The organism is Methanoculleus caldifontis, from assembly GCF_032842345.1.
Lineage (GTDB): Archaea > Halobacteriota > Methanomicrobia > Methanomicrobiales > Methanoculleaceae > Methanoculleus > Methanoculleus caldifontis.
Map to the genome: position 1 here is coordinate 699650 of NZ_WBKO01000001.1, position 22215 is coordinate 721864.

The window sequence follows — 22215 nt, forward strand, 5'->3', positions numbered from 1 at the left end:
CCCCGGAGCCTGTCACCATACCCGGAGAGCCACAAGATGCGGCCCCTCTTCTCCCGGCCGGTATACGGCTCTCCCGGCCGATGGGTCCGAATATTATCGTAGTTAAGGCAATTTACTTACCTGCCGGGGGAGAATGTATCTCTGTTGATGCATATGACGCGAGCATATCCGGGCTATCCGGTTATCCTTCTTACACTCCTCGGCGCCGTCATCGCCTGCGGGTGCATGGCCGCCGGCGGAGAGGATCTGCCGGCCGACCGTATCTCCGGGAACGGGACGGTCACATACGTCGATCTCGAGGGCGGGTTCTACGGTATCGTCGGAGAGGGCGGACGCTACCTCCCCGTGAATCTGCCCGAAGAGTTCCGGCAGGACGGTCTCCGGGTCAGGTTCGTCGCCGATCCCCTGAAGGACACGGCGACCCTCCAGCAGTGGGGGACGCCGGTCGAGATCGTCGAGATCGAGACAGCCGATACCCGCCGCACGGTCGCGGCGAACGGCACGATCACCTATGTCGACCTCGAGGGCGGGTTCTACGGGATCGTCGACGATGAAGGGCGACGTTTCCTCCCCCAGGACCTCCCTGAGGAGTACCGGGTCGACGGTATCCGGGTGGCCTTCAGTGCCGATGTGCTGGACGGGGGGGCCGGGATCCATATGTGGGGGACCCCGGTGACCCTCTCCTCCATCGAGCGGATCGACGGGGTCCTGCTCGTATCGGGGAACGGCACGATCACCTACGTCGACCTTGAAGGCGGGTTTTACGGGCTCCTTGCCGACGACGGGAGACGGTATCTTCCGCTTGACCTGAACGAGACCTGGCAGGTGGACGGTGTGAACGTCACCTTCGTCGGCCGGGTGCTGGAGGATGTCGCGACCATCCAGCAGTGGGGCGTCCCGGTCGAGGTCCTCGCCATCGATTCGGCCGGCAACACGACCTATGTCGCGGAGACCGGGACGGTCACTTACGTCGATCTCGAGGGCGGGTTCTACGGGATCGTCACCGACGGCGGCGAACGCTTTCTCCCGCTCAACCTGAACGAGACCTGGCGGGTCGACGGGATGAGGATCGCCTTCGCCGGCAAGATCGCCCGCGATGTCGCGACCATCCAGCAGTGGGGGACTCCGGTCGAGATCATCGCCGTCCCCTGGTCGTGTGCGACATGCGGCGTGAGCGCCGGCATCGCCGACCCGGCCGCTGTCTGGTGTATCGAACAGGGTTACGCCTATGAGACCCGGAAGAACCCCGACGGCAGCGAATACGGTGTCTGCATCCTTACAAACGGCACCGCTGTCGACGCCTGGGACCTCTACCGGCAGAACCACTAACTCTTTTTTACGGCCCCTTGCCCGGGCGCAAAACGAGCTGTTTTTCCCCTCGCGCGCTGAGAACTGAACCATGGACGTTTCGGTCAGCGAGCGGGACGATACGGCAATCGTATCGGTGGACGGCAGAATCGATGCGGAATCGGCGGAACGCCTGGATAAGGCGATAGGCGGAGTGCTGGCACGCGGCGGGCGAAAGGTGCTCGTGAACCTGGAGAAAGCGGCTTACATGAGCAGCAGCGGTCTGAGGGTCCTGCTCGGGAAGATGCGCGACCTGCGGCGGACGGACGGCGATCTGGCGCTCTGCTCGGTCCGGCCCGAGGTCTACCAGGTCTTCCTGCTCGCGGGGGTGCACGAGGTCTTCCCGATCTACGTGGGCCTCGACGAGATCTTCGACGAGCGGGATGAGGAGAAGCAGGAGTCGCCGTGACGGACGGCCTGATCCGCATCCTCCGCGACGGCAGCAGTGCCGACCGGATGGCCGCGTCGGCGGCACTCGCCGCCCTCGGCCCGGCCGCCCTGCCTGCCCTCTTCTCCGCACTCGACGATCCCGACCCCCGCCTCCGGATGTGGGCGGCCTACACCCTCGGCACGATCGGGGATAAGCGGGCGGCCCCGGCGCTCACGCGGGCGCTTGAGGACGGCGACCCGGGTGTCGCGAAGTGGGCGGCCGACGCCCTCCGCCGGGTCGGGGCCGGGGGCTGCGGCTGCCGGTTCTGTTAATCTCCTCTAGCGACGACGGCCGGCAAGGATGACGGCGAGACCGAGCGCGGCTATGGCTGCTGCAACCGGGAGCGGGGCTGCGGTCGGCGTCGGGGTGGTTGCCGGAACCATCGTCTCCGTCACCGTCACCGTCGGGGTCACGGTCGGCGTCGGGGTGGCCGCCGGGGTCGTGGGCACCGGCGTCGGTGTCGCTGTCGGGGTCGGGGTCACGGCGGGCGTCGGCGTCGGGGTGGCATCGACCCCGACACGGTTGCCCACCGTGAAGGTCACCGGCTCGGAGTCGGGAGCAGAGGCGTCGAAGGCCGCCGGCGTCCTCCAGACGGCCCGGGCGGTGTAGGTCCCGTATTCACGGAGGCCGGAGAGCTCGATCGGGCCCGGTCGTCCCGGATCGTCGGTGTAGAACCGGGTCGAGCTGACGTTCTGCCCGGCAAGGTTGACCCCGCTGATGACGGTGCTCTCCGCACCGCCCGGCGTGGTGAGCACGATATCGACCGTCGCCGGGTAGGCGCCGCCCGCCTGGTAGAAGGACCCGACGTCCGGGGACGTCACCCTGAACGCGATCCGGGTGTTTCGCGAAACGGTGAGCCCGGCCAGCGGTTCGTGGTGGTAGGGGCTTGCGAGCACCACGTCAAGGAAGATCTGCGGCTCCCGGATAAAGACGAGCGCCCTCGCTCCGTCCTGGGGGTTGTAGGCGTGGTAGGTCCCGAACTCCCCGTTCACCAGGAAGTCCTGGACCGTGAAACTGGTGTCGTCGGCGACCGGGATGCTCTTCAAGAGCGCCCGGTCGGGGTTGCCGTCCTGGTACCTCTGGAGGGCCGTGATGGGATTATTCGTGGTCGCGTTCCGGAGCTGCGAGAGATCGAGCCCCTCTTCGTGGATGAAGATGGTGTCGTAGGGCTGGATCTCGTTGATCGCCGGCCCGCGGGCCCCGGCCTCTCCGGCACAGAGGGCGAGAAGGCAGACGGCGAGGAGGATGACGAGGCCTCGCCTGCGGATCCACTCTGATGTCATGATATCCCGTGTGCTGATTCTGCTGATATACCTTGGTGCGGCGAGGCTCTGCCGGCTTCTCTGCGGCCCGACTCCTCATTACTGCTGGTATGAGCCCTTTTTGCCCGATGCGTTCCAAACCGGTTGCAATTTCAATTCCGCACCCTTAAATAATTCCTTCCCCCAGTTGTGATGATGAAAAAGGTCGCCTTTATCGTTGCATCCTTCCTTGTCTTCCTCGCGATCCTGGCGCTCCCCATCGATCCCGGCCTCCTCGCCCCTGAGGCAAAGTCCGTCGCGGCGGTCACCGTGCTGATGATCCTCTTCTGGGTCACGGGCGTCATCCCGCATGAGGCGACCGCCCTGCTCCCGCTGGTCCTCTTCCCGGCCCTCGGGGTCCTCTCCCCGGTGAAGGTGGCGGAGTCATACGGCAACGAGGTGATCTTCCTCTTCCTCGGCGGATTCATCATCGCGATGTCGATGCAGCGGTGGAACCTGCACCGGCGGATCGCGCTGCATATCATCCGGGTCGTGGGGACGAGCCCGCGCCGCCTGGTGCTCGGGTTCATGCTCGCAACCGCGTTCCTCTCGATGTGGATCTCGAATACCGCGACGGCCATGATGATGATCCCGATCGCGGTCGCGATCATCCTGACGATCATCCCCGGGACCGACCGGGCGCTTGAGCTGCTCGAGGGAGAAGAGCAGTCGCTCGCACGGTGCCTGATCATCTCCATCCCCTACGCGGCGAGCATCGGGGGGATCGCCACGATCATCGGCTCGCCTCCGAACGGGATCTTCATCTCCCAGCTTGAGGCGATCTTTCCCGACGCACCCACGATAGACTTCTTCACCTGGATGAAGTTCGGCGTTCCCTTCGCCCTGACCTTCCTCCTCATCGCCTGGCTCTGGCTCACCCGGGTCCCCTACCGCCGGATGCTGACGACGCTGCCGAGCGCCCGGGGGATCATCCGGTCGGAGCTCGCGAAACTCGGTCCGATCTCGAAGGGCGAGCGGTGGACGCTCATCGTCTTCACCCTGACGGCTCTCGCCTGGATCTTTGCGCAGACCAAGGATATCGGCGGAGTGGTCATTCCCGGCCTCGACATGCTCTTCCCCGGCATCAAGGACTCTACCATCGCGATCTTCGGGGCGCTCCTCCTCTTCCTTCTCCCGATCGACGCCAAAAAGGGCGTCTTCACCATGAACTGGGAGTGGGCGGTGAAGATCCCCTGGGGTATCCTCCTCCTCTTCGGCGGCGGTATCGCCCTCTCGAACGGGTTCATCCAGAGCGGGCTTGCCGCGACGATCGTCGAGTCCCTCACCCTCATTCACGGCCTTCCGATCGTCCTCCTGCTCCTCGTCGTGGCGCTGGGGGTCTCGCTTGCGACGGAGGTCTCCTCGAACACCGCGATGGCCGCCGTCCTGATGCCGATCATGGCGGTCACGGCGATCAGCGTGGGGATCAACCCGGTCATCCTGATGCTGACCGCCGCGGCTTGCGCCTCGATGGCGTTCATGCTCCCGGTCGCCACCCCGCCGAACGCCGTCGCCTTCGGGAGCGGCTACATATCGGCAAAAGACCTGCTCCGGTCGGGCTGGGCGCTTGACATCATCGGCGTCGTGCTCTGGACGGCTTTCCTCTTCACGGTCGTCCTCTGGGCGACCGGGGTCCCCCTCGATATCCCTGCCTGGGCGCTCTGATCCCCCCGGCACCTATTTTATCCCGGGCGCCCATCCCGCCCGGATGGCAGACGATCGGTATTACAGCCCGGCGATGGAGACGCTCCCGCGAGCGGATCTCGATGCGCTCGTCGACGAGCGGATCCAGGCCACCGTCCGGTACGCGGCGGAGCATTCCCCCTTCTACCGCCGGTGGTTCGAACGACATAAGATCCGTCCGGAGGCGATCCGGGATCACGAGGACCTCCGCGACCTCCCCATCATCTCCGGGGCGACGATCCGGCGTTACCAGCCCCCGAACACCCCCGAGTTCTGTTTCAGGAGCGTCCCCTGGGATGCGGTCTTCACGGTCAACGAGACCTCGGGGACGAGCGGGGTCCCGAAGAGTTTCTTCCTCACCTGGGAGGACTGGGAGCGGTATGCCGGGAAGTACGCCCGGCTCTTCGTCTCGCAGGGTTTTGAACGGGGCGACCGGGTGGTGGTCTGCGCATCCTACGGGATGAACGTCGGGGCGAACACCATGACGCTCGCCGCCCGGGATCTCGGGGTGACGGTCATCCCGGAGGGGAAGTGCACCTTCCCGGTCAGGGTGATGGCGCACTACCGCCCGACGGCGGTGATCGGGAGCGTCTTCAAGCTCCTCCGGCTCGCCCGCCGGATGGAGGCGGAGGGGATCCCGCCGCAGGAGGCGGGCGTCAAGCGCCTCGTCGTCGGCGGCGAGAGCTTTGCCCCGGAGTCCCGGCGCTACCTGGAAGAGGTCTGGGGCTGCCCGGTCTACAACACCTACGGGAGCACCGAGGGAACGATGTGCGGGGAGTGCACCCGCCAGGCCGGGCTTCACGTCCCCGAAGACCTGGTCCACTTCGACCTCTACGACCCCCGGATGGAGCGGTTCGCCCCGGACGGCGAGAGCGGCCGGCTGGTCTATACGACGCTCCTCGAGCCGGGCAGGAGGGCGGGGACGCTCCTCATCAATTACGACACGGAGGATACCTGCCGGGTCGTCTCCCGGGAGCGGTGCGCATGCGGGCGGACGCATATGCGGATCGAGAACCCCCGGCGCGAGGCGGAGACGGTCCTGGTCGCCGGAGTCCCGCTCAACCGGGTGGACGTGGAGGCGGCGGTCTTCGCGCCGGAGCATATGGCCTCGCTGAACGGGGAGTACGAGGCATTCATCTACGGCGGCGAAGAGGCGGGGGAGACCGTTCTCCGGGTGAGCATGGAGACCCTCGATCCGGCTGGCGCCGACCCGCGCGAGGTCGAGGAGACGTTCCTTGCCGCCCTCTTCCGGTCGGTGCCGGCCCTTGCAGAGGCCTACGAAGACGGGACACTCCGTGTCCTCTGCACCCTCACGCCGCCGGGAGGGCTCGAGCTCCACCGGGTGCCCGGCCGGCCGAAGCGGATCGTGGACCGGCGGTGAAGCGCCAGAGAGCCAGGCGAAGGACTGAGAGGCGTGACGCGATCTCACGCGAAGCCGCGAAGGCGCGAAGTCATTGGGGTTTTTAGCACCCGCTTTCGCGTTCTTCGCGGCTTCGCGTGAGTAGTTGTTGCGTGGGGGTGAGATTTCATACGTGCAAAGCCGTGAAGATCAGGGCAGCTGCAATCCCTCTCCATATGAATCCATGAGGTACTGCCTCAGGCCTGACCGATGAAAAAAAGGACTATCCCGGTCCCTACCGCCGCCGCACCAGGAGTCCGGCTGCTGCCGCCGCGAGAGCCGCTGCTGCCGGCATCACGGGTCCTGCCGCGGTCGGCGTGGGGCTTGGTTCCGGTGTCGGCGTCGGCGTCGCCTCCGGCGTCGGTGTCGCCGTGGGGGTGGGGGTGGCCGCCGGCGCCGTGACGGTGAATCTGGAGCTCGTCGTGGCGTCGCCCTCGACCCAGTCCACGGTGACGAGATACTCGCCGGGTTCAAACCCGGCCGTATTCACCTCGAACGACCAGGTGTTCGCGGTGCCGTTGCCTGCCTGGACGACGGCCGTCCCCGATGTGCCCCCCGCCCCGCCCGGCCCGAACGCGACCGGCGTCACCTCAACAATCAGGCGGTTGCCGGGAGCGAGGTTCGTCGTCCCGCTGATGACGACCGTCTCCCCGGCAGCGACGGTGCCGATCTCATCGATGGTCGTCCCCTGCGCGGCCGCGGTGCCGCAGACCCACGCGGCGAGCACGAGCGCGGCCAGGATCCGTGCAGATCTTCTGGCATCCATATCCTCTCTTCACCACCTCCCTCCTTTTCGTACGGCGAGATAAGCGTTATCCAGGCCCGGCACCATGAGCGATATCCGCCTGGTATTTCTCCTTCGCGTTCCAATACTGCTTCATCAGCCAGGGTGTTGCGGAATGCTTGAAGACCAGCGATGGCAGCCGGTGCCGGGGACCGCCGGCGCCGAGATCTACCCCTTCCTCCGGAAGCCCGACGTCACCTGCTCGAACGCCTACGTCATCCGGACGCCCGGCGAGATCCTGATCGTCGATACGGGGGCGGATGCCGGGCAGATGGACCGGATCCTCGAACTCGTGGAGGAGACCATCCGGGAGGCGCCGCGTCCGGTCTTCCTCTTCATCACCCACTGCCACGCCGACCACTGCTACCAGGCCATCCGGGACCGGCGGTTCCGGTCCCTCCCGGACCTCACCGTCGCCGCGGAGGAGGAGGGCGCCCGGGCGCTCGAGTCCGCCGATCCGGCCCGGACGGTCGCGGAGATCATGGGATGGGAGGTCGAACCGCTCCCGGTCGGACTCCCTCTCCTCACCGTCCGCGACCGCGAGGCCCTGGAGGCGGGCGACGGGATCGTCCTTCACCGGCAGCGGATCCCGCTCCGTTCCGGGGATACCCTCCACGTCTATCACACCCCCGGCCACTCGGACGACAGCATCTGCATCCGGTTCGGCGACCTCCTCTTCATCGGCGACCTCCTCTTCGCGACGAGCCCCGGGGTCGCGGGGCTTGTCGGGTGGGACCAGCCGGCGCTGCTCGCGACCGTCGGGAGGGTCCGCTGGATCCTTGCCTGCGAACCGGTGAGCCTCTGCTGTCCCGGCCACGGCCGGTGCGTCCCGGCCGCGGCGATGCCCGCTCTCCTCGACCGGCTCGCGGGGGATGCCGGGAGGCTTTCGGATATCGGCACCTTCGACCGGCAACGGCTCGACGACTCCCTGGAGCACGCCGTCGACCTGCTCCAGGAGGCCAGCCGGATCTTCTCCGTGATCGCAGGAAGGCTCTACGCCCTCGCTTACCGGCTCGACGACCTCGGCGAGGCCGAAGAGGCCCGGCGTTACCTGGACCTCCTTGAGTCCGACCGGATCGACGAGTTCCTGGCGGAGTTCTCGCGGTTCGTCGACGAGTTCCGGGCGGGGGAGAAACTCGAGGTCCAGCTCGTCCTCAAGGCCGTCCAGGTGATCCAGCGGATCGAGGCTCATTTCGCGGGTGACCGGCTCAACCACGTCGTCGACGCATCGCTCCTCCGCCGGGCCGGCCGCCTGCTCACCGACTTCATGAACACGATCATGGGCTACCGGGAGACCGCCTGCCTCTCGGCCGTCGACCTCCCGCCGGTGCTCCGCGACCTGGTTGGCGGGATCTCGACCCCGCCCTTCTCGGACGAGGCGTTCATCGAGGCGGCCGACGACCCGGCAGCATACCGCGACGGGCTCGTCGCCCGGCTCGCCTACCTCCCGCTCTTCGAGGGCGTCGACCTCTCCGTCGAGACCGATGGCCCTCTCCCGCCGGTGCTGGTCGACCGGGAACGGTTCTTCGACGAGGTCGTCGGCGTGCTCGAGGACCTTGCGGCCGCCGGGGCTCGCGAGGTCCGGCTCTCTCTCCGGCAGGAGGGCGACCGCATCGGCCTCCGGGTCCGGGGCCCGGCCCCGCTCTCCGGGCGGAAGCTCCGGTTCTACCGCCGGAAGTTCGGCCTTGCCGGTGCGTCGCTCGATCCCGGCGCGGACGGTGCCGCGCTCCTCCTCCTTCTCCGGCCGGCCGCATCCTGACCCGGACCGTCCGGGGGTAAGCTTCTTACCTCTGGCCCCCGGAGTCAGGGTGATCGTGATGGCGATGCAGCACGTGCCCGGAGTTGACCGCGGCAGGGTCTTTCTGTATGCCCTGAGTACCTGCGGCTGGTGCGCCAGGACAAAGGAATTCCTCACCGACCTCGGCGTCGGGTTCTCGTACGTCTACGTGGACCTCCTCGCGGGCGAGGAGCGTGAGCGGATGATCAGGGAGGTCGAGCGCTGGAACCCGCAGCTCTCGTTCCCGACGGTCGTCGTCAACGACACGAAGGTGATCGTCGGGTTCCGCGAGGACGAGATCCGGGAGGCGGTCGGTGCCTGACACGACGAGCGAGGCGGAGGTGGAGCGGCTCATGCGCGACCTCGACCGCGAGGCGGCGGCCGGCGGCTACCACCTGAACCCCGATAAGGAGTTCACCCGCGGCCTCGTCCGCGGCCTGCTCGCAAACCGGGAGCGTTACGGCTATATCTCCTGCCCGTGCCGCCTCGCTTCCGGGAACCGGGAGGAGGACCTCGACATCATCTGCCCCTGCGACTACCGGGACCCCGACCTCACCGACTACGGGGCCTGCTACTGTGCCCTCTACGTCACCGCCGACGTGGAGGCCGGGGTCCGGGCAGCCGGTCCCGTCCCGGAACGCCGGCCCGGGCCGGCGGAGCGGCAGCGGCAGAAGGAGGAGCGGGCCGCGGTCGGCCGCATCCCGGATGGGCTGAGGTATCCGGTCTGGCGGTGCAGGGTCTGCGGTTACCTCTGCGCGCGAGACGAGCCGCCCGAGACCTGCCCGATCTGCCGGGTCCCCCGCGACCGGTTCGAACGGTTCATCTGAGCCGGGTGAGGAGCGCGTAGACGAGGAACGCGGCGACGATCCCGTTCACGGGAGGGATGCCGGGGATCACGGCGGCGGCAAGGGAGCCTGCGGCGTAGGCGGCAAGCCCGCGCCGGTTGAACCGCGGGACGGCCCCTTCCTCGAACGGCGGGTAGCGGCCCCGGCGGCCGATGAAGAAGTCGGCCATGATCACCCCGCCGAGCGGGGGGATGAGCACTCCCATCGTGACCATGTAGGGGATCAGCCAGTCGTACATGCCGAGCAGGGCGAGCAGGGTCCCGGCTGCGGCGCCGGCGGAGGTGACCAGCCGCCGCCGTTCGGTCCGGAAGAAGTGGCATCCGGCGACCGAGAAGTTGTAGATGGTGTTGTCCTGGGTCGTCCAGATGTTCAAGAAGAGGAGCAGGACGCCGGCCAGGAGAAGGCCCTGGACTGCCAGGACATCGACGATATCGGAGAGGCCGTAGACCGCCGCCCCTATCGCCCCGACGGCGACCATCAGGGTGTTCCCGACCAGGAACGCAAGGAGCACGGAGATGACGGCGGCCCGGCCGGACCCGGCAAAGCGCGTCCAGTTGGCGACCTGGGTGCCGCCGGAGACAAAGGTCCCGACGACGATCGTGAGGGCCTCGGCGACCGTGAGGGTGCCTGCCGCGACCGGAGCCGCCCCGCTCCCGGCGTCCCGGAGGGCGACCGCGACGCTCGCGACGATGAGGAGGAGCATGGCCGGGACCGCGACCCGCGAGAGGGCCGCAAGCCCCCGGTAGCCGATGCATGCCGTCAGGCAGAAGCCGAGGCCGAAGATGGCCATAAGGGGCGCGAGAAACCACGGGTCGAGGCCCAGCAGGCGGCCGAGGACGATCGCGATCGTCGCGGTCCCCCAGGCGTACCAGCCGATCTGGGTGAGGCCGAGGAGCGCGTCCGCCCACCTGCTCCCGATATCCCCGAAGGCGAACCGGGCGGAGAGGACGGTGGAGAGGCCGCTCCTGTAGCCGACGTAGCCGAGGCCGGCGACATACGCGGCGAGGATCGCGTTCCCGCAGAGGATGATCGCCGCAAGGTCGGGCCAGAGCGGGAACGCGGCTCCGAGACTCGCGCCGCCCCAGATCGTGGCGGAGAAGAAGGTGAAGCCGAGCAGCACCAGGGTCACCGGCCAGAACCCCTGCCGGGCCTCGTCGGGGACGGCGGAGAGCGGGTAGTCCTCCGTGCCGCTCCGGCCTGCCTCCTCGCCGCCTCCCTCCGCCCGGATCACTGCTGTCTCGCCGATGGCAGGAGGTTCTACTGCCTTAGACTAATGCGTTCCGGTCCACTGCCCGCAGGATGCGCGTTTTCCCTTGAAAAATCCAACCCGGGCTGTTCTGGCGATCCAAGGTGTCATATACCGGCCCCGTCGATTCTCCTGTATGCCGAGCGTGCGGATCAACGACGGAGATCTCCCCTCCGGGAGCGGCGTGGAGGGAGGAAGGAAGAAGAAGGGCGACGATACCCCGGCGCCCGACCGCCGGGAGCCCGGAACGGCGACGGAGAAGGTGGAGCGGGACCCCGCGAAATCGCGGCACACGAGGCCCCGTATCGGGGGCGACGACAGCGGTGCCGATATCTTCTATACCGGGACGAAATAAGTCATTTGAGCACCCGGAGGTCTGCCGCGGAGGAGACGACCACCTCCCGTTTCCCGCGGTAGGTCTGCACGACGCCGTAAAGGGTTACGTTCTCGTCTTTTGCAAGTTCGAGGCCGGCGGCGACGTTCTGCGCCAGGAAGACCGGGGTGCCGTTGACGGTGAGGATCAGGTGCCCCCCGGCCGAGGTCTCCGCGACCCCCTCGATCCTCCCCTCGAGGACGACGAGGGCCCCGTCCGGGACCTCCACGGAGTACGGGACGGCGAAGAGCGGCCGGCCGGCGGCATCAAAGAGGAGATGCCCCGCAAGCACGATCCCGACGACGCAGACGAGGACAAGAAGCGCCGTTTTCTCCTGCCACTCAAGCATACGTACCCGATGGGCCCGGGAGGTTATAACTACCGTCAGTTTGATATGTTAACACCGTTAACTATCCTGCATGGATGATGTGAACCTTCCCCCCTCCTCGAAGAAGATCCTCCTGCTGCTCGAGGACGGGGGTGCCCTGACCCACAAGGAACTCGTCCGCCTCAGCAGCCTCGCACCCCGCACCGTCCGCTACGCCTTAAAGAGGCTGAAGGACAACGATATGATCGTGGAGAAGTTCAACTTCCGCGACGCCCGGCAGATCCTCTACGAGTACAAGGACTCCCGGCTGGTGCCCGTGCAATGACCGAACCTCCCTCCTGCGACATCATGCGCTGCGACACCCTCGCGCGGATGCCCCTTCCCCAGATGCGCGCGGAGATGGTCTACCGGCTCGTGAACGAGCGCGGGATCAGCCAGAGCGAGGCCTCCAAGCGCCTCGGCATCAGCAGGGCCGCGATCTCCCAGTATATGAGCCGGAAACGCGGCTTTTCCCGGCAGGACTTCCCCGGCGACCTCGATACGGTCATCGAGCGCTGGGTCTCCGCGGTCGCCTCAGGCGAGGGGACGATCACCATCTGCGACGTCTGCCGCTCCACCGACCTTCCGGGCCGCCGATAGCGTCAGGTGCGTCGGCGCCGGTAGAGGTAGAGCACGGCGAGACCGATGAGGATACAGGCCGCCGCCATCAGTTTGAGCCGGTCGAGTCCCCCGACCCTGCCGGTCCCCGCCTCTCCTGCGGCGTCCCAGTCGTCCTCAAAGACCTCTGCGTAATAGGCGGCGATCCCCGGGTGCTCGATGATCACGCCCGCCTCCCGGTTGAACGCCGGCGAGTTGGCGTTCCAGTTGACGCTGCTGACGAGGACCGCTTTTTCGTCGACGACGACGCCCTTGTTATGGATCTTGGCGAGGTTGTTCGCCTCCAGATCCGCGAGCCGGGCCTCGAGCGGCAGCCCTTCGGCCGCGGCGATCCGGTTGATGAGCCCGACCATCTCGTCGTTGTCCGCATCGTCCGCGGTGTTGAACCAGGCGGCGTCGAGGAGGACCCTGACCGCGACGCCTCGCCGTGAGGCGTCGATCGCGGCCGCGAGGTAGGGGTTGAGTTCGTACGTGGTCTCGTTCGTGATGTAGGCCTGCTCGATCGCGATGCTCTCCTCTGCCCCCTCGATCAGGTCGAGGATGAGAGCGCTCGTGTCGGGGGAGAGGACCGGGGTCACCCGCGCCCCCTCCGCGCGGCAGGCGGCGAACTCCACCGTGTAGGCGGGCGCCCAGGGCGTGCGGAGCTCCGCTTCCGTCCCCCTGAACGGAACGATGTCCCTGCCTGCGGCGTCGGAGAGGAAGACGTCACGGAAGTAGGCGGCGAGCCCGGCGTCCTCGAGGCAGGCGCCCCACCCGCGGTTGCCCTGCAGCCCCGGCACCGGGTAGCCGCCGGGCTTGAAGTTCTCGCTCCCGATGAGGACCAGCCTCCGGTCGATGACGAGGTACTTCGCGTGGTCGTAGCGGTACCGCGCGTGGGCCGCATCCGTCGTCTCCATCGAGAGGACGACGATCCCGCTCCGGTTGAGGGCGCCCGCGACCGCCCGCCCCTCGGGCGAGACGCCGCCCACCGGCCCGCCCTCGAGGAGGACGGTCACGGCCACGCCCCGCTCGCGGGCGCGGATGAGGTCTTCTGCCATGCCCCGGTCGGTGAACTCGTAGACGTTTGCGAGGATCTCGTGCTGTGCGCGCGCAACGGCCGCCGAGAAGGCCCCATACGAGCAGTCCGGAGCGACGAACGCGGTCACCGCGACGTTCTCGAAGGTCGCGGGCATAAAACGGGACTGGCCGATGAAGAAGGGGCGCGGGTCCCAGACGCCGTCCTCGAAGTAATGGACCTGCCCCTGCCGGGGCCGGACGTCGGCGGGCCAGGCGACCTGCTGGACCAGGGTGGTCCCGTGGTAGAGGAGGAGCTCGTCGGCCTGGTTCGCCATCAGGAGGTTCCCGTTTTGGATCACGTCCGGTATGCGTTCCGTCCGTCCCTCCATCTCGAAGTCGGGGGGGTAGCCGTGGGTCTGCTCGAAGGCCGGGCCGCTCCGCGCGATTATCAGCCGCCCGTCGATCCTCGTTCCCGCCGGGAACCGGAACCCGCCCTCGCCGTCCGAGACGACGAACCCGTCGAGCACCCCCTTCCCCTCGATCACCAGGTACTCGTCGAGGTCGCCGGCAAGATAGGGGTCGGGACAGAACTCGACGATCGCGATACCGCCGGCCGTGCCGGCGATGAGGCAGAGGAGCAGTACGGCCGCGAGGATCCGGCGCATACGCAGGGTTATGTAGCGGCCGGTTTAATAGCAAAGCGATATGAGCATGCTCGCGCCCCCGCTGGTCGTCAAGGTCGGCGGGAGCCTCTTTGACCGGGTCGGTCACCTGCTCGCCGCCTTCCGCGAAGTCGGCCGCCCGGTGCTGATCGTCCCCGGCGGCGGGAAGTTCGCCGACCTCGTCCGGCGCCTGAACGTCTCCGACACCACCGCCCACTGGATGGCGATCGCCGGCATGGAGCAGTTCGGGTGGTACATCGCCTCGCAGGGGATCCCGGCGACCTCCGCGATCGCCCTGCCGACGGAGGTGACGGTCCTCCTCCCCTACTGTGCTCTCCGCCGGGCCGACCCCCTCCCCCACTCCTGGAACGTCACCTCCGATACCATCGCCGCGTGGGTCGCGGACGAGCTCTCCGCCGACCTCCTCCTCTTAAAGTCGGTCGACGGCATCCATCGCCGCGGCAAGCTCCTGCCGCGGGTCGAGGACCCCGATCTTGCCGCCGACGAGGTCGATCCCGCGTTCATCCGGTTCGTCTTTCAGCACGGTCTGAAGGCGCGGGTGGTCAGCGGGAGACACGACGACCGGATCCGCCGTGCTCTCCTCGACGAGGAGGTCATCGGGACGCTCATCGATCCGAGATTTTAATTGCCGCGGGGGAGATATGATAAGTTACTCTTTCGAGGAAAAACGATGACAGCGCAAGACCGATGTACCTCCTGCAACGCCACGCTGGCCGAGGAAGGCTCCACCTGGTTCCCGTGCCCTGAGTGCGCGCACGAGATCAACAGGTGCTACCGGTGCAGGGAACAGAGCATAGCCTATACATGTCCGAAGTGCGGGTTCCAGGGGCCATGACCGATGGGAAACGTAGCCATCATCTTAAGAGTCATGCCCGAATCCCCCGACGTCGACCGTGACGCGCTTCAGGCCGCGATCCGGGCGGTCGTCCCTGCCCAGGAGATCCGCGAAGAGCCGATCGGCTTTGGCCTCGTGGCACTGAAAACCGTCGTCGTCGTCCCCGACAAAGCCGGGGCTCCTGACGAAGTCGAAACAGCGCTCCAGAACCTTGAAGGTGTCGCAAGCGCAGAGATCGTCGAATCCACGCTCGTTTGAGCGGATTCGTATACCTTTTTTTCCGGCTTACCGGGCCTCTTCGAGCCGTTCCATCACTTCGGCGGTGACCTTCTTGATCTTTGCGACGGATTCGCGGAACCCCGCAACCTCGTCGCCCTCGAGACTGATAGGCACCGGGAAGACACCGTTTCTGTTGATCCGGGCGGGCACGCCGATACAGACGTCGCCGATCCCGTGGATCTCGCTCGTGATGTGGCTGGATACCGTGAGGATCCGGTTCTCGTCGCCGAGGATCGTCCGGACAAGGGTTGCAATCGCTTCGCCCGGCCCGTAGACGGTAGCCCCTTTCCCCCTGATGATGGCCTCGCCGCTCGTCCTGACGGTATCGATCATCTCCTGCGCGGGCAGTCCCGAGAAGGTGGGCAGGTTGCTGATCCGGATGCCGCCGATCGTCGTCGCCGACCAGAGCGGGACCATGCTCTCGCCGTGCTCGCCGATGATACGGGTATGCACTTCGCTGACATGGACGCGGAAGTAGCGCGCGATCAGGGACTTCAGGCGCATGGAGTCCAGATGTGTCCCGAGCCCGAAGACCTGCCTCGGTTTGAACCCCGAATACTTCAGGGCGACCGCGGTCATGGCGTCGACGGGATTCGTGACGAGGAAGAGAAGAGCGTCCGGCGCGCACCGGCCGATGATCTCGGCGGTATCGGCCGTGATCTTTGCGTTCTCAAAAGCGAGGTCGTTCCTATCCTGGCCGGGCCTGCGCGGCATTCCTGCTGCGGAGATGATGACATCCGAGCCCTCTGCGTCCGAGATTGCGGTGCTGTAGGAGAGCCGGACATCGGTGCCCCGTGCAGCGAATGAATCAGAGAGGTCACGGCAGCAGCCCGCGAGAAAATCTTCGCGTCCGGGCCTCCCGACGAGCAGCATGTCGCTGACGTACGGGATCTCGGAGATGGTATGGGCCGCAAATACGCCGACGTTCCCTGTAGCCCCAAGAATCGTTACTTTTGCCATGGAGATCGCCGTTGGGGACGCGTCCTCGGTCGACCGTGCGCACAGGCATTCACCGCTGCATCCCTCCTCCACCCCGCAACCCCATGGGCGCCGAACGTCCACGGTAAGTCTGCTCCCTTCCGGGCCTGAACCGGTACCCGCGGCAAAAGGTCGCCGCCCCCTCCGGGGCTTTGGTTCCTTTCCGCCGACCTCATGGGACGAGGCTTCTCCGTCGGGACGCAACAGCTCCTGCAAGCCGCTGCGGCCTTCCTCGGACTTCGCCCCCCGCATGACGGCGGTTTCGGGTGATAGGTGACGCCGAGCCACCCAGGCTAGTCCCCGTATGTAGTGGTGTCTACGGGATAAAAATAGCTCCGCCCACCCTGGCCTGCCAGGCCCGGGTGATCCCCTCGATCTTCCCGGCATCCGCCTTCTCGAAGAGGTCGAGGGCGGCAAGATCGACCTCCGGCGGGAGGACGGCCGCAAGCAGCCGGAGGTCGCCCTGGTAGACCGCGGCCTCCCGCGCGCCCGCCGCGGTCGCGACGAGGACAGGGTCCTGCGCGACCGGATTTTGCCGGAGGTTCTCGTAGGACCGGAGGATCGTCACCTCTTCGATCCCGAGCGCCTCCCGGTTCGCCCGGAGGTTGCAGGCGGTCCAGTACGCGGCGGCGTACCAGGCGTCGTTATAGATCACGCGGGGAACGCCTGCGCGGCCGGCGGCAAGGCCGAGGGTTCCCGCGCCCGAGCAGGCGTCGACGAAGGTCCGGGGCCGGCGGCGGGCGATCTCCCGCTCGAGGGAGAGGATCTTCTCGTTCCGGTCCCGGGGGAACTCGACGTGCAGGACGGACTGCTGCTTGTAGACGACGACCGGGCCGCTCCGGGTCGGGAAGACGTCGGCCCGGACGTCGCAGCCGGCGAGCAGGGTGTAGGTCTGCGGCGCCGCGTCGGTATCCCTGACGCCCGGCGTCCCGGCGTCCGTCCGGACGACGCCCCGGACTTCCGGAACTTCGGCGAGCAGCCGGGCGGCCGCCCGCTCCCCGACCGACCGCGAGAGGAGGACGAGCGACCGGGGCGGGAGGTAGGGGGCTCTCCGCATCGGGACGCCGGGGTGGACGAGCGGCATCCCGACGGCCGCGAGGGGTTCGGTCCCGGCAAGGTCGCCCTCGGCGGCCATGATCCGGTAGATCCCGGCGAAGACCTCGTCGATGAACCGCTTCCCGCAGGCGGGGCAGGGCTCGGCCGTGCCGATATCGGGCGGAGGGCTCCTTTTATCGTAGACGAGCCCCATGCAGTCGGGACAGGGGGCGAAGCGCTCCGGGAGCTCTGCGAGGAGTGTGCGGGCGTCGGTGACGCAGTCGTGCCCGCAGACGGGACAGTGCATACCCGAAGGGTTGGGGGCCGCGGTATATACGTATTTCATGCCGCCTGCGGCGGGACCAGGAGCCCCTCCCTGAGCCAGCCCCAGGCGTCCCGGAGACGGTTCTCGGGAAAGTATCGGACGTCGATGCCGTTGAACCCCACAAAGAGCCCCGGCATGTGGTTCATCCACTCCCGCCACCGCTCGCCGCCGACGATGGCGATCCGGTCGACCCGCTCGATCCCGGGCCACTGCCTGAAGTCGTCCCAGGCCTCGCCGGGCCTCCAGCTCCGGAACCCCTCGATCTTGAAGAGGAGCCGGACGTTCCGGTTTTCGCTCATCGCTCGTTCGAGGTCCGGGATCAGGATGGTGGTATAGTCGATCTCGCTCAGTTTTCCGTCGAACCGGAAGCCGAGAATACTTCCTGAACTTTCCTTCATCCGGTCAAGCATGGGTGCCTCTATGGGCCCCGGAAGAAAAAAAGGTATGGCCTGTCGGCGGTCTCCTGCTCCGGCATGGCGTCTGCAGACGGGATCCGGATCCCCTGCCGCCGTCCTCCTCGTGCGTTGCGGCGAAGGGGGCGGGCGTTCCGGAAACTACGGGCTCTGTTCGGCCGGCTCCATCAACGCCGCGAGCCAGCGGGTGTCGTCTACGGCACCGAGCACCGCCTTTGCGAAGAGCGCCAGCGGCACGGCGAGGAAGAGGCCGGGGACGCCGAGCACCAGGAACCAGAAGAAGACCGAGAGGATGATGACGAGCGGGGAGAGGCCGAGTTCTTCTTCTGCGGGGTGCGGGGCGAGGAGGGTCCGGGAGAGATAGTCGACGGCCGCGATCCCGGCGGCGACGGCCACGGCGCCGGGGAGCCCGTGCTGGAGCCAGGCGAGGCCGGTGGGGGCGATGGAGATGATAGGGAGGCCGAGGTAGGGGATGTAACTGAAGAGCACGATCAGGATCGCCCAGAGCACCGGGGCGTCGATCCCCATGAGCCAGAGCAGGACGGCGATGACGCTGCCGGTGACGACGCTCCCCCGCGTCCTGATGCCGACATACCCGTTCAGGCTCCGGGAGAACCCGGTGCACCGGCCGGCAAGATCGGTGCCGCCGATGCCGGGTAAGGTGCGAAGCCTCTGCGGGAGCCCGGCAAACTCAAACAGCATGAAGACCGTGACGGTGATGGTCACCAGGACGTCGATCGCGAGTTCCGTGAGCCCCGCGACGACCGCCTCGACGGAGGGGAGGAGAGACGCGTCGCCGGACGCCCCCGGGATCTGCCCTCCGAGGTCGGGGCCCGTGCCGCCGAGGAGCGCCAGCTGCTCCTGCAGGAGCTCCTGGTAGGCCGGGAGGGCCTGTTCGATCTGGAGGAGCGAGATGCCGAGGACGGCGATCAGGAGCAGGCTCGCTCCGGCGATGAGCCCGACGAGGGCGAGGACCGCCATCCATCGCCGGAATCCTCGCCGCTCCAGCCAGCGGACGGCCGGAGAGGCGACGACGGAGATGACGAGGGCCGCGAGGACCGGGTTTGCAAGCGGGGCGGCAACGTGCATCCCGGCGACCAGGATGGCGCCGATGACGAGGACGCGGGCGAGCGAGGCGAGCGTGGACGAGGAGGGCTGCATTTCAGTCGTGCGCGGGTGTAATCCGGCCCCCTCCTTTCAGGACTCCGCCGGTCCGCCCGAACCTCTTCCCCGCCGGCATATCCTTTGCTTCACGCGCGGGCTCACCGGTACGCCGCGCCTGCCGTAACGTCATCACGGGAAGAGGTCTGGTCCTCGTATATAAGCGTACCCGGTCTCCGGGTGGCGGCCTCTACCGGGCGCCGCCCCGTGCGGCGGAGTCGGCCGCGGCGTCCTCCTCACCGTCGGGGCGGGGGAAGACCGCCCTGTTCAGCCTGCCGCGGACGAACTTCCGTATCCGGGGGAAGCCCTGCTCCCACCGGGCCCGGAGGATGGGGACGGTGTAGGGGAGGTGGTGCGGGAGGACTGCCGTCCCCATCACCGCCTTCTCGACGAGCGGCCGCTCGCGGCCGATGATGACGGTTTCTCTCCGGGCGACGGCGTCCAGGAACTCCTCCACGGTTTCGGCCTCGGCGCAGGTGACGACCCCGCCGAGTTCGTGGAGGAGGTGGCCGTCGGTCCCCCCGGTCCGGCCGAGGCGGTGGGCGGCGGCGAGCCCGGCGGCCTTCAGGTTGTGGGACCGGGCCATCCCGCCGCAGATCACCTCGAGGGCGTCGAGGCGGGAGAAGACCTCCTGGCCGATGCATCTGCCCGCGACGCACCGCTCGACCCCCCGGTTCAGGAACGCATACCCGCAGGGGTGCGCCTCGGCGGCGATGCAGGCGTAGCCCTCGCGGCGATCGAGTATCTCCTCGGTGTCGAGACGAATTGCCGTGAACGGACCCTCTCCACGGTTCTTCTCGACGTGGCGGCGGTAGAAGTCGACGAGATCGGCGGCCGAGTAGAAGTAGAGGAGGAGGTGCGGACCGTCGCTGGCGCTGACCTCGATCCCGGGGATGAGGGAGACGTTGCTCTTGTGCCGGCCCGCCTCGACGACGCCGCTCGTCTGGTTGTGGTCGGTGATCGCAAGCCCGATCCCCCGCCGGGCCGCGAGCTTCAGAGCGTCCCGGACGGAGGTGACGGAGTCGGAGTGGCGGGTGTGGAAGTGGAGGTCCGCCGGGAGCAGCCCGAGACGCCGGATCTCCTCTGCTCGGGGCTTCTCAAATATGATATCCTTGTGATAACGCATGGGATCGCTGTCTGTTCGATCACCGGTTGGTTGCCGGGGATAAAAAGGGTTGCCGGTTCCCCGCAGATCAGGCCGCGACGGCAGTTATACCGCCTCCGCTGCCTCCCCCGTCGGTATCGGCTCTCGCAGCCAGTCGAGGGCCGCTTCCAGGTGGTCGTCGGAGAAGAAGCGGACGTCGATCCCGGTAAACCCGACGAAGAGACCGGGCAGGCGGTGCATCCACTCCTCCCACTTCTCGCCGCCGGTGATGGCGATCCTGTCGACCTGCCCGATCCCGTACCACCGCTTGAGGGCCTCCCAGTGCCCGCGGGGTTTCCAGCCGTGGAAGTCCACGACCGAGAAGATGACCCGGACGATGGGGTGGTTCCTTGCCGCCGCCTCAAGCGCCGGGATCAGCCTCGCGGCGTAGTCCTCGTCCGTCATCTCGCCGTCGAACCGGAACCCGACGACATTCTCCGCACCTGTCTCCATCTGCTCGAGCATGGCGCCCCCCTTCCGGCGCGCACCGGAAAAAGGTTTTGGCCGTCACCCGGCGGAGGCCGCCGGGCCCGGGCTCCTCCTCCTCGCCCCCCGTTTACGGGGTAGGCGGCGGGACTGCCGCCGTTGCCGTCGTCCCGGCACCGAAGGCGCCGCGGAGGTTCGCCTCCTCCGCATCCGAGAGCGAGGTCCGGATGACGCGGCCGCCGTAGTCCTTGATGGCGGCGACCACCTTGTCCGGCGTCATCTTCTTGACGAGCAGGAAGACCGCGGAGTTGCCCGGCCCGACGCTCTCCGCGACCTCCTTGATGAATTTATCATCGATGCCGTAGTCGGAGAAGCGTCCCGCGAGCGCCCCGGCGATCGCGCCGATGGCAAGTCCGAAGATGGGGGCAAAGAAGATCAGGCCGATGAGAAGCCCCCAGAAGGCGCCGGAGAGCGCCCCCATGCCGGCGAGGTTGGTCGCCTGCTTGATCTCGGTCTTCCCGTCCCGGTGGTGGACGACGACCACGAGGTCCTCGAGTTCGATCGTGTGCTCCTTTGTCAGGTCGATCAGCCGGTCCCTGACCCGGAACGCGGTATCCTCGCCATCATAGGCGATGGCAATCAGATCACTCATAACTCCTCCCGCACATAAATGCGGCCGAAGATATCTTCCGGGATATATATCCTCTGCGGTCGGTCCGGGAATGGTCGGGTGTTATCCCCTTCGCTCCCCGGAGCCCATCAGTTCCCCCATCCAATGGGTCTCCTCCCAGCTCTCGAGGAAGAGTTTCACCGCGATCGTCAGGGGTATGGCGAGGAAGACCCCGACCGCCCCGAAGACGAAGCCCCAGAAGACGATGGAGAAGAGGACGACGAACGGCGAGAGGTCGAGTTCCCTCCCGGCCATCCGGGGGAGGAAGAGGTTCTCGGCGGCGGCGTCTATGAGGGCGATCGCGGCGATGACGGCCACTGCTCCCGCCGGTCCGTACTCGATGAGGGCGAGGAGCGTGGGCGGGATCGCGGCGGTGAGGAGACCGACGTAGGGGACGTAACTCAGGACGAAGGCGATGAATCCCCAGAGCACCGCGAAGTCGACCCCGAGGAGGGCGAGGAAGAGCCCGGTCCCGACGCCGGTGATCAGGTTCACCTTGGTCCTGACCAGCACGTAGTCGATGAGGAGCCGGCCCGACTGGGATAAGTGCTGGAAAGGAGAACTCTCCGGCCCCAGGCGCCGGGCGAGCACGGCCGCGAGCCGCGGAGCTTCGATGAGGAGGAAGGCGATCGCGATGAAGACGATGACGGCGTCGAAGGCGACGGATCCGAGCTGCTGGGCGAGCCCGGCAATCTGCTGGATCACGTATCCGCGGTCGACATAGTCCCATACGCTGATGCTCGCAGGGTCGATGCCGTACCCGGCGAGCATGGCGACCTGCGCCTCCAGCGCCTTCTCGTACTGCGGCAGAGAGAGAATAAACCCGGTGAGGGCCGCCGCGAGGAAGGCAACCGTCCCGGCGAGGAGCGCGGCGAGGCCGGCGACCACCGCTCCGGCGGCCAGGATCCGCGGCATCCCGCGGCGGGTCAGCCATGTCATGACGGGCGCGGTGATCATGGCGAAGAAGACGGCGACGAGGAACGGGCCGAGGATCGGGGTTGCGGTCCGGACCCCCGCGAGCACGATGACGACCGCGGCCCCGACGATCGCGATCCGGGCAGGGGGAGAGAGGTTCCTGGCCATATCTACAGGGATGGTTT

Annotated in this window: 27 protein-coding genes and 1 other RNA gene; 14 read left to right on the forward strand and 14 right to left on the reverse strand. The window is 67.3% G+C overall.

The window, feature by feature from the left end; translation table 11 throughout:
• Positions 1-153: 153 nt before the first annotated feature.
• The 3 genes from F8E02_RS03680 (at position 154) to F8E02_RS03690 (ending at position 2049) form a co-directional block, all read left to right on the forward strand.
• The gene (locus F8E02_RS03680) at positions 154-1329 is read left to right on the forward strand and encodes a putative hemolysin (RefSeq protein ID WP_317064111.1); all 1176 of its coding nucleotides are present in this window, start codon (positions 154-156) and stop codon (positions 1327-1329) included.
• Between the two features lie 70 nt (positions 1330-1399).
• Positions 1400-1756, forward strand: coding sequence for an STAS domain-containing protein (locus F8E02_RS03685; RefSeq protein ID WP_317064112.1), 357 nt, complete (start codon positions 1400-1402; stop codon positions 1754-1756).
• A complete protein-coding gene (locus tag F8E02_RS03690) occupies positions 1753-2049 on the forward strand; it encodes a HEAT repeat domain-containing protein (protein WP_317064114.1) in 297 nt (98 codons plus the stop codon). Before F8E02_RS03685 ends, F8E02_RS03690 begins: the two co-directional genes overlap by 4 nt.
• A 6-nt stretch (positions 2050-2055) precedes the next feature.
• On the opposite strand, the gene F8E02_RS03695 is transcribed toward F8E02_RS03690, so the two are convergent.
• Complete coding sequence (locus F8E02_RS03695; protein WP_317064115.1) at positions 2056-3060, reverse strand: DUF3821 domain-containing protein; 1005 nt, start codon at positions 3058-3060, stop codon at positions 2056-2058.
• Between the two features lie 171 nt (positions 3061-3231).
• Here F8E02_RS03695 and F8E02_RS03700 point away from each other — a divergent pair, with 171 nt between their 5' ends.
• The gene (locus tag F8E02_RS03700) at positions 3232-4743 is read left to right on the forward strand and encodes an SLC13 family permease (protein ID WP_317064116.1); all 1512 of its coding nucleotides are present in this window, start codon (positions 3232-3234) and stop codon (positions 4741-4743) included.
• A 43-nt stretch (positions 4744-4786) separates the two neighbouring features.
• A complete protein-coding gene (gene ftsA, locus F8E02_RS03705; protein WP_317064117.1) occupies positions 4787-6142 on the forward strand; it encodes a coenzyme F390 synthetase in 1356 nt (451 codons plus the stop codon).
• Between the two features lie 253 nt (positions 6143-6395).
• On the opposite strand, the gene F8E02_RS03710 is transcribed toward ftsA, so the two are convergent.
• Positions 6396-6926 (reverse strand): hypothetical protein, encoded by a 531-nt coding sequence (locus tag F8E02_RS03710; RefSeq protein ID WP_317064118.1) that lies wholly within the window; start codon positions 6924-6926, stop codon positions 6396-6398.
• Between the two features lie 133 nt (positions 6927-7059).
• On the opposite strand from F8E02_RS03710, the gene F8E02_RS03715 reads away from it, so the two are divergent.
• The 3 genes from F8E02_RS03715 (at position 7060) to F8E02_RS03725 (ending at position 9548) form a co-directional block, all read left to right on the forward strand.
• Positions 7060-8703, forward strand: coding sequence for an MBL fold metallo-hydrolase (locus F8E02_RS03715; RefSeq protein ID WP_317064119.1), 1644 nt, complete (start codon positions 7060-7062; stop codon positions 8701-8703).
• A 64-nt stretch (positions 8704-8767) separates the two neighbouring features.
• The gene (locus F8E02_RS03720) at positions 8768-9043 is read left to right on the forward strand and encodes a glutaredoxin family protein (RefSeq protein WP_317065144.1); all 276 of its coding nucleotides are present in this window, start codon (positions 8768-8770) and stop codon (positions 9041-9043) included.
• Positions 9036-9548 carry a ferredoxin-thioredoxin reductase catalytic domain-containing protein gene (locus F8E02_RS03725; protein ID WP_394357908.1) on the forward strand — a complete coding sequence of 171 codons (513 nt, stop codon included), beginning with the start codon at positions 9036-9038 and terminating at the stop codon, positions 9546-9548. Before F8E02_RS03720 ends, F8E02_RS03725 begins: the two co-directional genes overlap by 8 nt.
• Here the strand turns inward: F8E02_RS03725 and codB are convergent.
• Positions 9541-10797, reverse strand: coding sequence for a cytosine permease (gene codB / locus F8E02_RS03730; protein ID WP_317064120.1), 1257 nt, complete (start codon positions 10795-10797; stop codon positions 9541-9543). The two genes, F8E02_RS03725 and codB, sit on opposite strands and share 8 nt — an antisense overlap.
• Positions 10798-10948: 151 nt before the next feature.
• On the opposite strand from codB, the gene F8E02_RS03735 reads away from it, so the two are divergent.
• Positions 10949-11167, forward strand: a complete 219-nt coding sequence (locus tag F8E02_RS03735; RefSeq protein ID WP_317064121.1) for a hypothetical protein — start codon at positions 10949-10951, stop codon at positions 11165-11167.
• A gap of 1 nt (position 11168) precedes the next feature.
• Here the strand turns inward: F8E02_RS03735 and F8E02_RS03740 are convergent, their stop codons facing one another.
• A complete protein-coding gene (locus tag F8E02_RS03740) occupies positions 11169-11534 on the reverse strand; it encodes a hypothetical protein (RefSeq protein WP_317064122.1) in 366 nt (121 codons plus the stop codon).
• A gap of 70 nt (positions 11535-11604) precedes the next feature.
• Here F8E02_RS03740 and F8E02_RS03745 point away from each other — a divergent pair, with 70 nt between their 5' ends.
• On the forward strand, positions 11605-11838 hold the full coding sequence (locus F8E02_RS03745; RefSeq protein ID WP_317064123.1) for a winged helix-turn-helix domain-containing protein: 234 nt from the start codon (positions 11605-11607) through the stop codon (positions 11836-11838).
• Positions 11835-12152 (forward strand): transcriptional regulator, encoded by a 318-nt coding sequence (locus F8E02_RS03750; RefSeq protein ID WP_317064124.1) that lies wholly within the window; start codon positions 11835-11837, stop codon positions 12150-12152. Before F8E02_RS03745 ends, F8E02_RS03750 begins: the two co-directional genes overlap by 4 nt.
• A 2-nt stretch (positions 12153-12154) precedes the next feature.
• Here F8E02_RS03750 and F8E02_RS03755 read toward each other — a convergent pair whose 3' ends face one another.
• Positions 12155-13831: a phospholipase D-like domain-containing protein gene (locus F8E02_RS03755; protein ID WP_317064125.1), complete on the reverse strand. Its 1677-nt coding sequence runs from the start codon at positions 13829-13831 to the stop codon at positions 12155-12157.
• Between the two features lie 40 nt (positions 13832-13871).
• On the opposite strand from F8E02_RS03755, the gene F8E02_RS03760 reads away from it, so the two are divergent.
• Genes F8E02_RS03760 through F8E02_RS03770 form a run of 3 tightly spaced genes read left to right on the forward strand, consistent with a single transcriptional unit; the run spans position 13872 to position 14942 of the window.
• Positions 13872-14474, forward strand: coding sequence for an amino acid kinase family protein (locus F8E02_RS03760; protein ID WP_317064126.1), 603 nt, complete (start codon positions 13872-13874; stop codon positions 14472-14474).
• A 45-nt stretch (positions 14475-14519) separates the two neighbouring features.
• Positions 14520-14684, forward strand: coding sequence for a zinc finger domain-containing protein (locus tag F8E02_RS03765; RefSeq protein ID WP_317064127.1), 165 nt, complete (start codon positions 14520-14522; stop codon positions 14682-14684).
• A gap of 3 nt (positions 14685-14687) precedes the next feature.
• Positions 14688-14942: an elongation factor 1-beta gene (locus F8E02_RS03770; protein ID WP_317064128.1), complete on the forward strand. Its 255-nt coding sequence runs from the start codon at positions 14688-14690 to the stop codon at positions 14940-14942.
• Between the two features lie 27 nt (positions 14943-14969).
• Here the strand turns inward: F8E02_RS03770 and F8E02_RS03775 are convergent, their stop codons facing one another.
• The 9 genes from F8E02_RS03775 to F8E02_RS03815 form a co-directional block, all read right to left on the reverse strand.
• Entirely contained in the window at positions 14970-15923 is a 954-nt protein-coding gene (locus F8E02_RS03775) for a malate dehydrogenase (RefSeq protein ID WP_317064130.1), read from the reverse strand.
• An 11-nt stretch (positions 15924-15934) separates the two neighbouring features.
• An RNA gene (ffs, locus tag F8E02_RS03780) (signal recognition particle sRNA) lies at positions 15935-16245 on the reverse strand.
• Between the two features lie 12 nt (positions 16246-16257).
• The gene (locus tag F8E02_RS03785; protein ID WP_317064131.1) at positions 16258-17283 is read right to left on the reverse strand and encodes a hypothetical protein; all 1026 of its coding nucleotides are present in this window, start codon (positions 17281-17283) and stop codon (positions 16258-16260) included.
• A 35-nt stretch (positions 17284-17318) separates the two neighbouring features.
• The gene (locus tag F8E02_RS03790) at positions 17319-17711 is read right to left on the reverse strand and encodes a SpoIIAA family protein (RefSeq protein WP_317064132.1); all 393 of its coding nucleotides are present in this window, start codon (positions 17709-17711) and stop codon (positions 17319-17321) included.
• Between the two features lie 144 nt (positions 17712-17855).
• Positions 17856-18875, reverse strand: coding sequence for an AI-2E family transporter (locus F8E02_RS03795; RefSeq protein WP_317064133.1), 1020 nt, complete (start codon positions 18873-18875; stop codon positions 17856-17858).
• Positions 18876-19065: 190 nt separating this feature from the next.
• Positions 19066-20001, reverse strand: coding sequence for a PHP domain-containing protein (locus tag F8E02_RS03800; RefSeq protein ID WP_317064134.1), 936 nt, complete (start codon positions 19999-20001; stop codon positions 19066-19068).
• An 84-nt stretch (positions 20002-20085) separates the two neighbouring features.
• Entirely contained in the window at positions 20086-20484 is a 399-nt protein-coding gene (locus tag F8E02_RS03805; protein ID WP_317064135.1) for a SpoIIAA family protein, read from the reverse strand.
• Between the two features lie 91 nt (positions 20485-20575).
• Positions 20576-21097 (reverse strand): DUF1269 domain-containing protein, encoded by a 522-nt coding sequence (locus F8E02_RS03810; protein WP_317064137.1) that lies wholly within the window; start codon positions 21095-21097, stop codon positions 20576-20578.
• Between the two features lie 81 nt (positions 21098-21178).
• A complete protein-coding gene (locus F8E02_RS03815) occupies positions 21179-22198 on the reverse strand; it encodes an AI-2E family transporter (protein ID WP_317064138.1) in 1020 nt (339 codons plus the stop codon).
• Between the last annotated feature and the right edge of the window lie 17 nt (positions 22199-22215).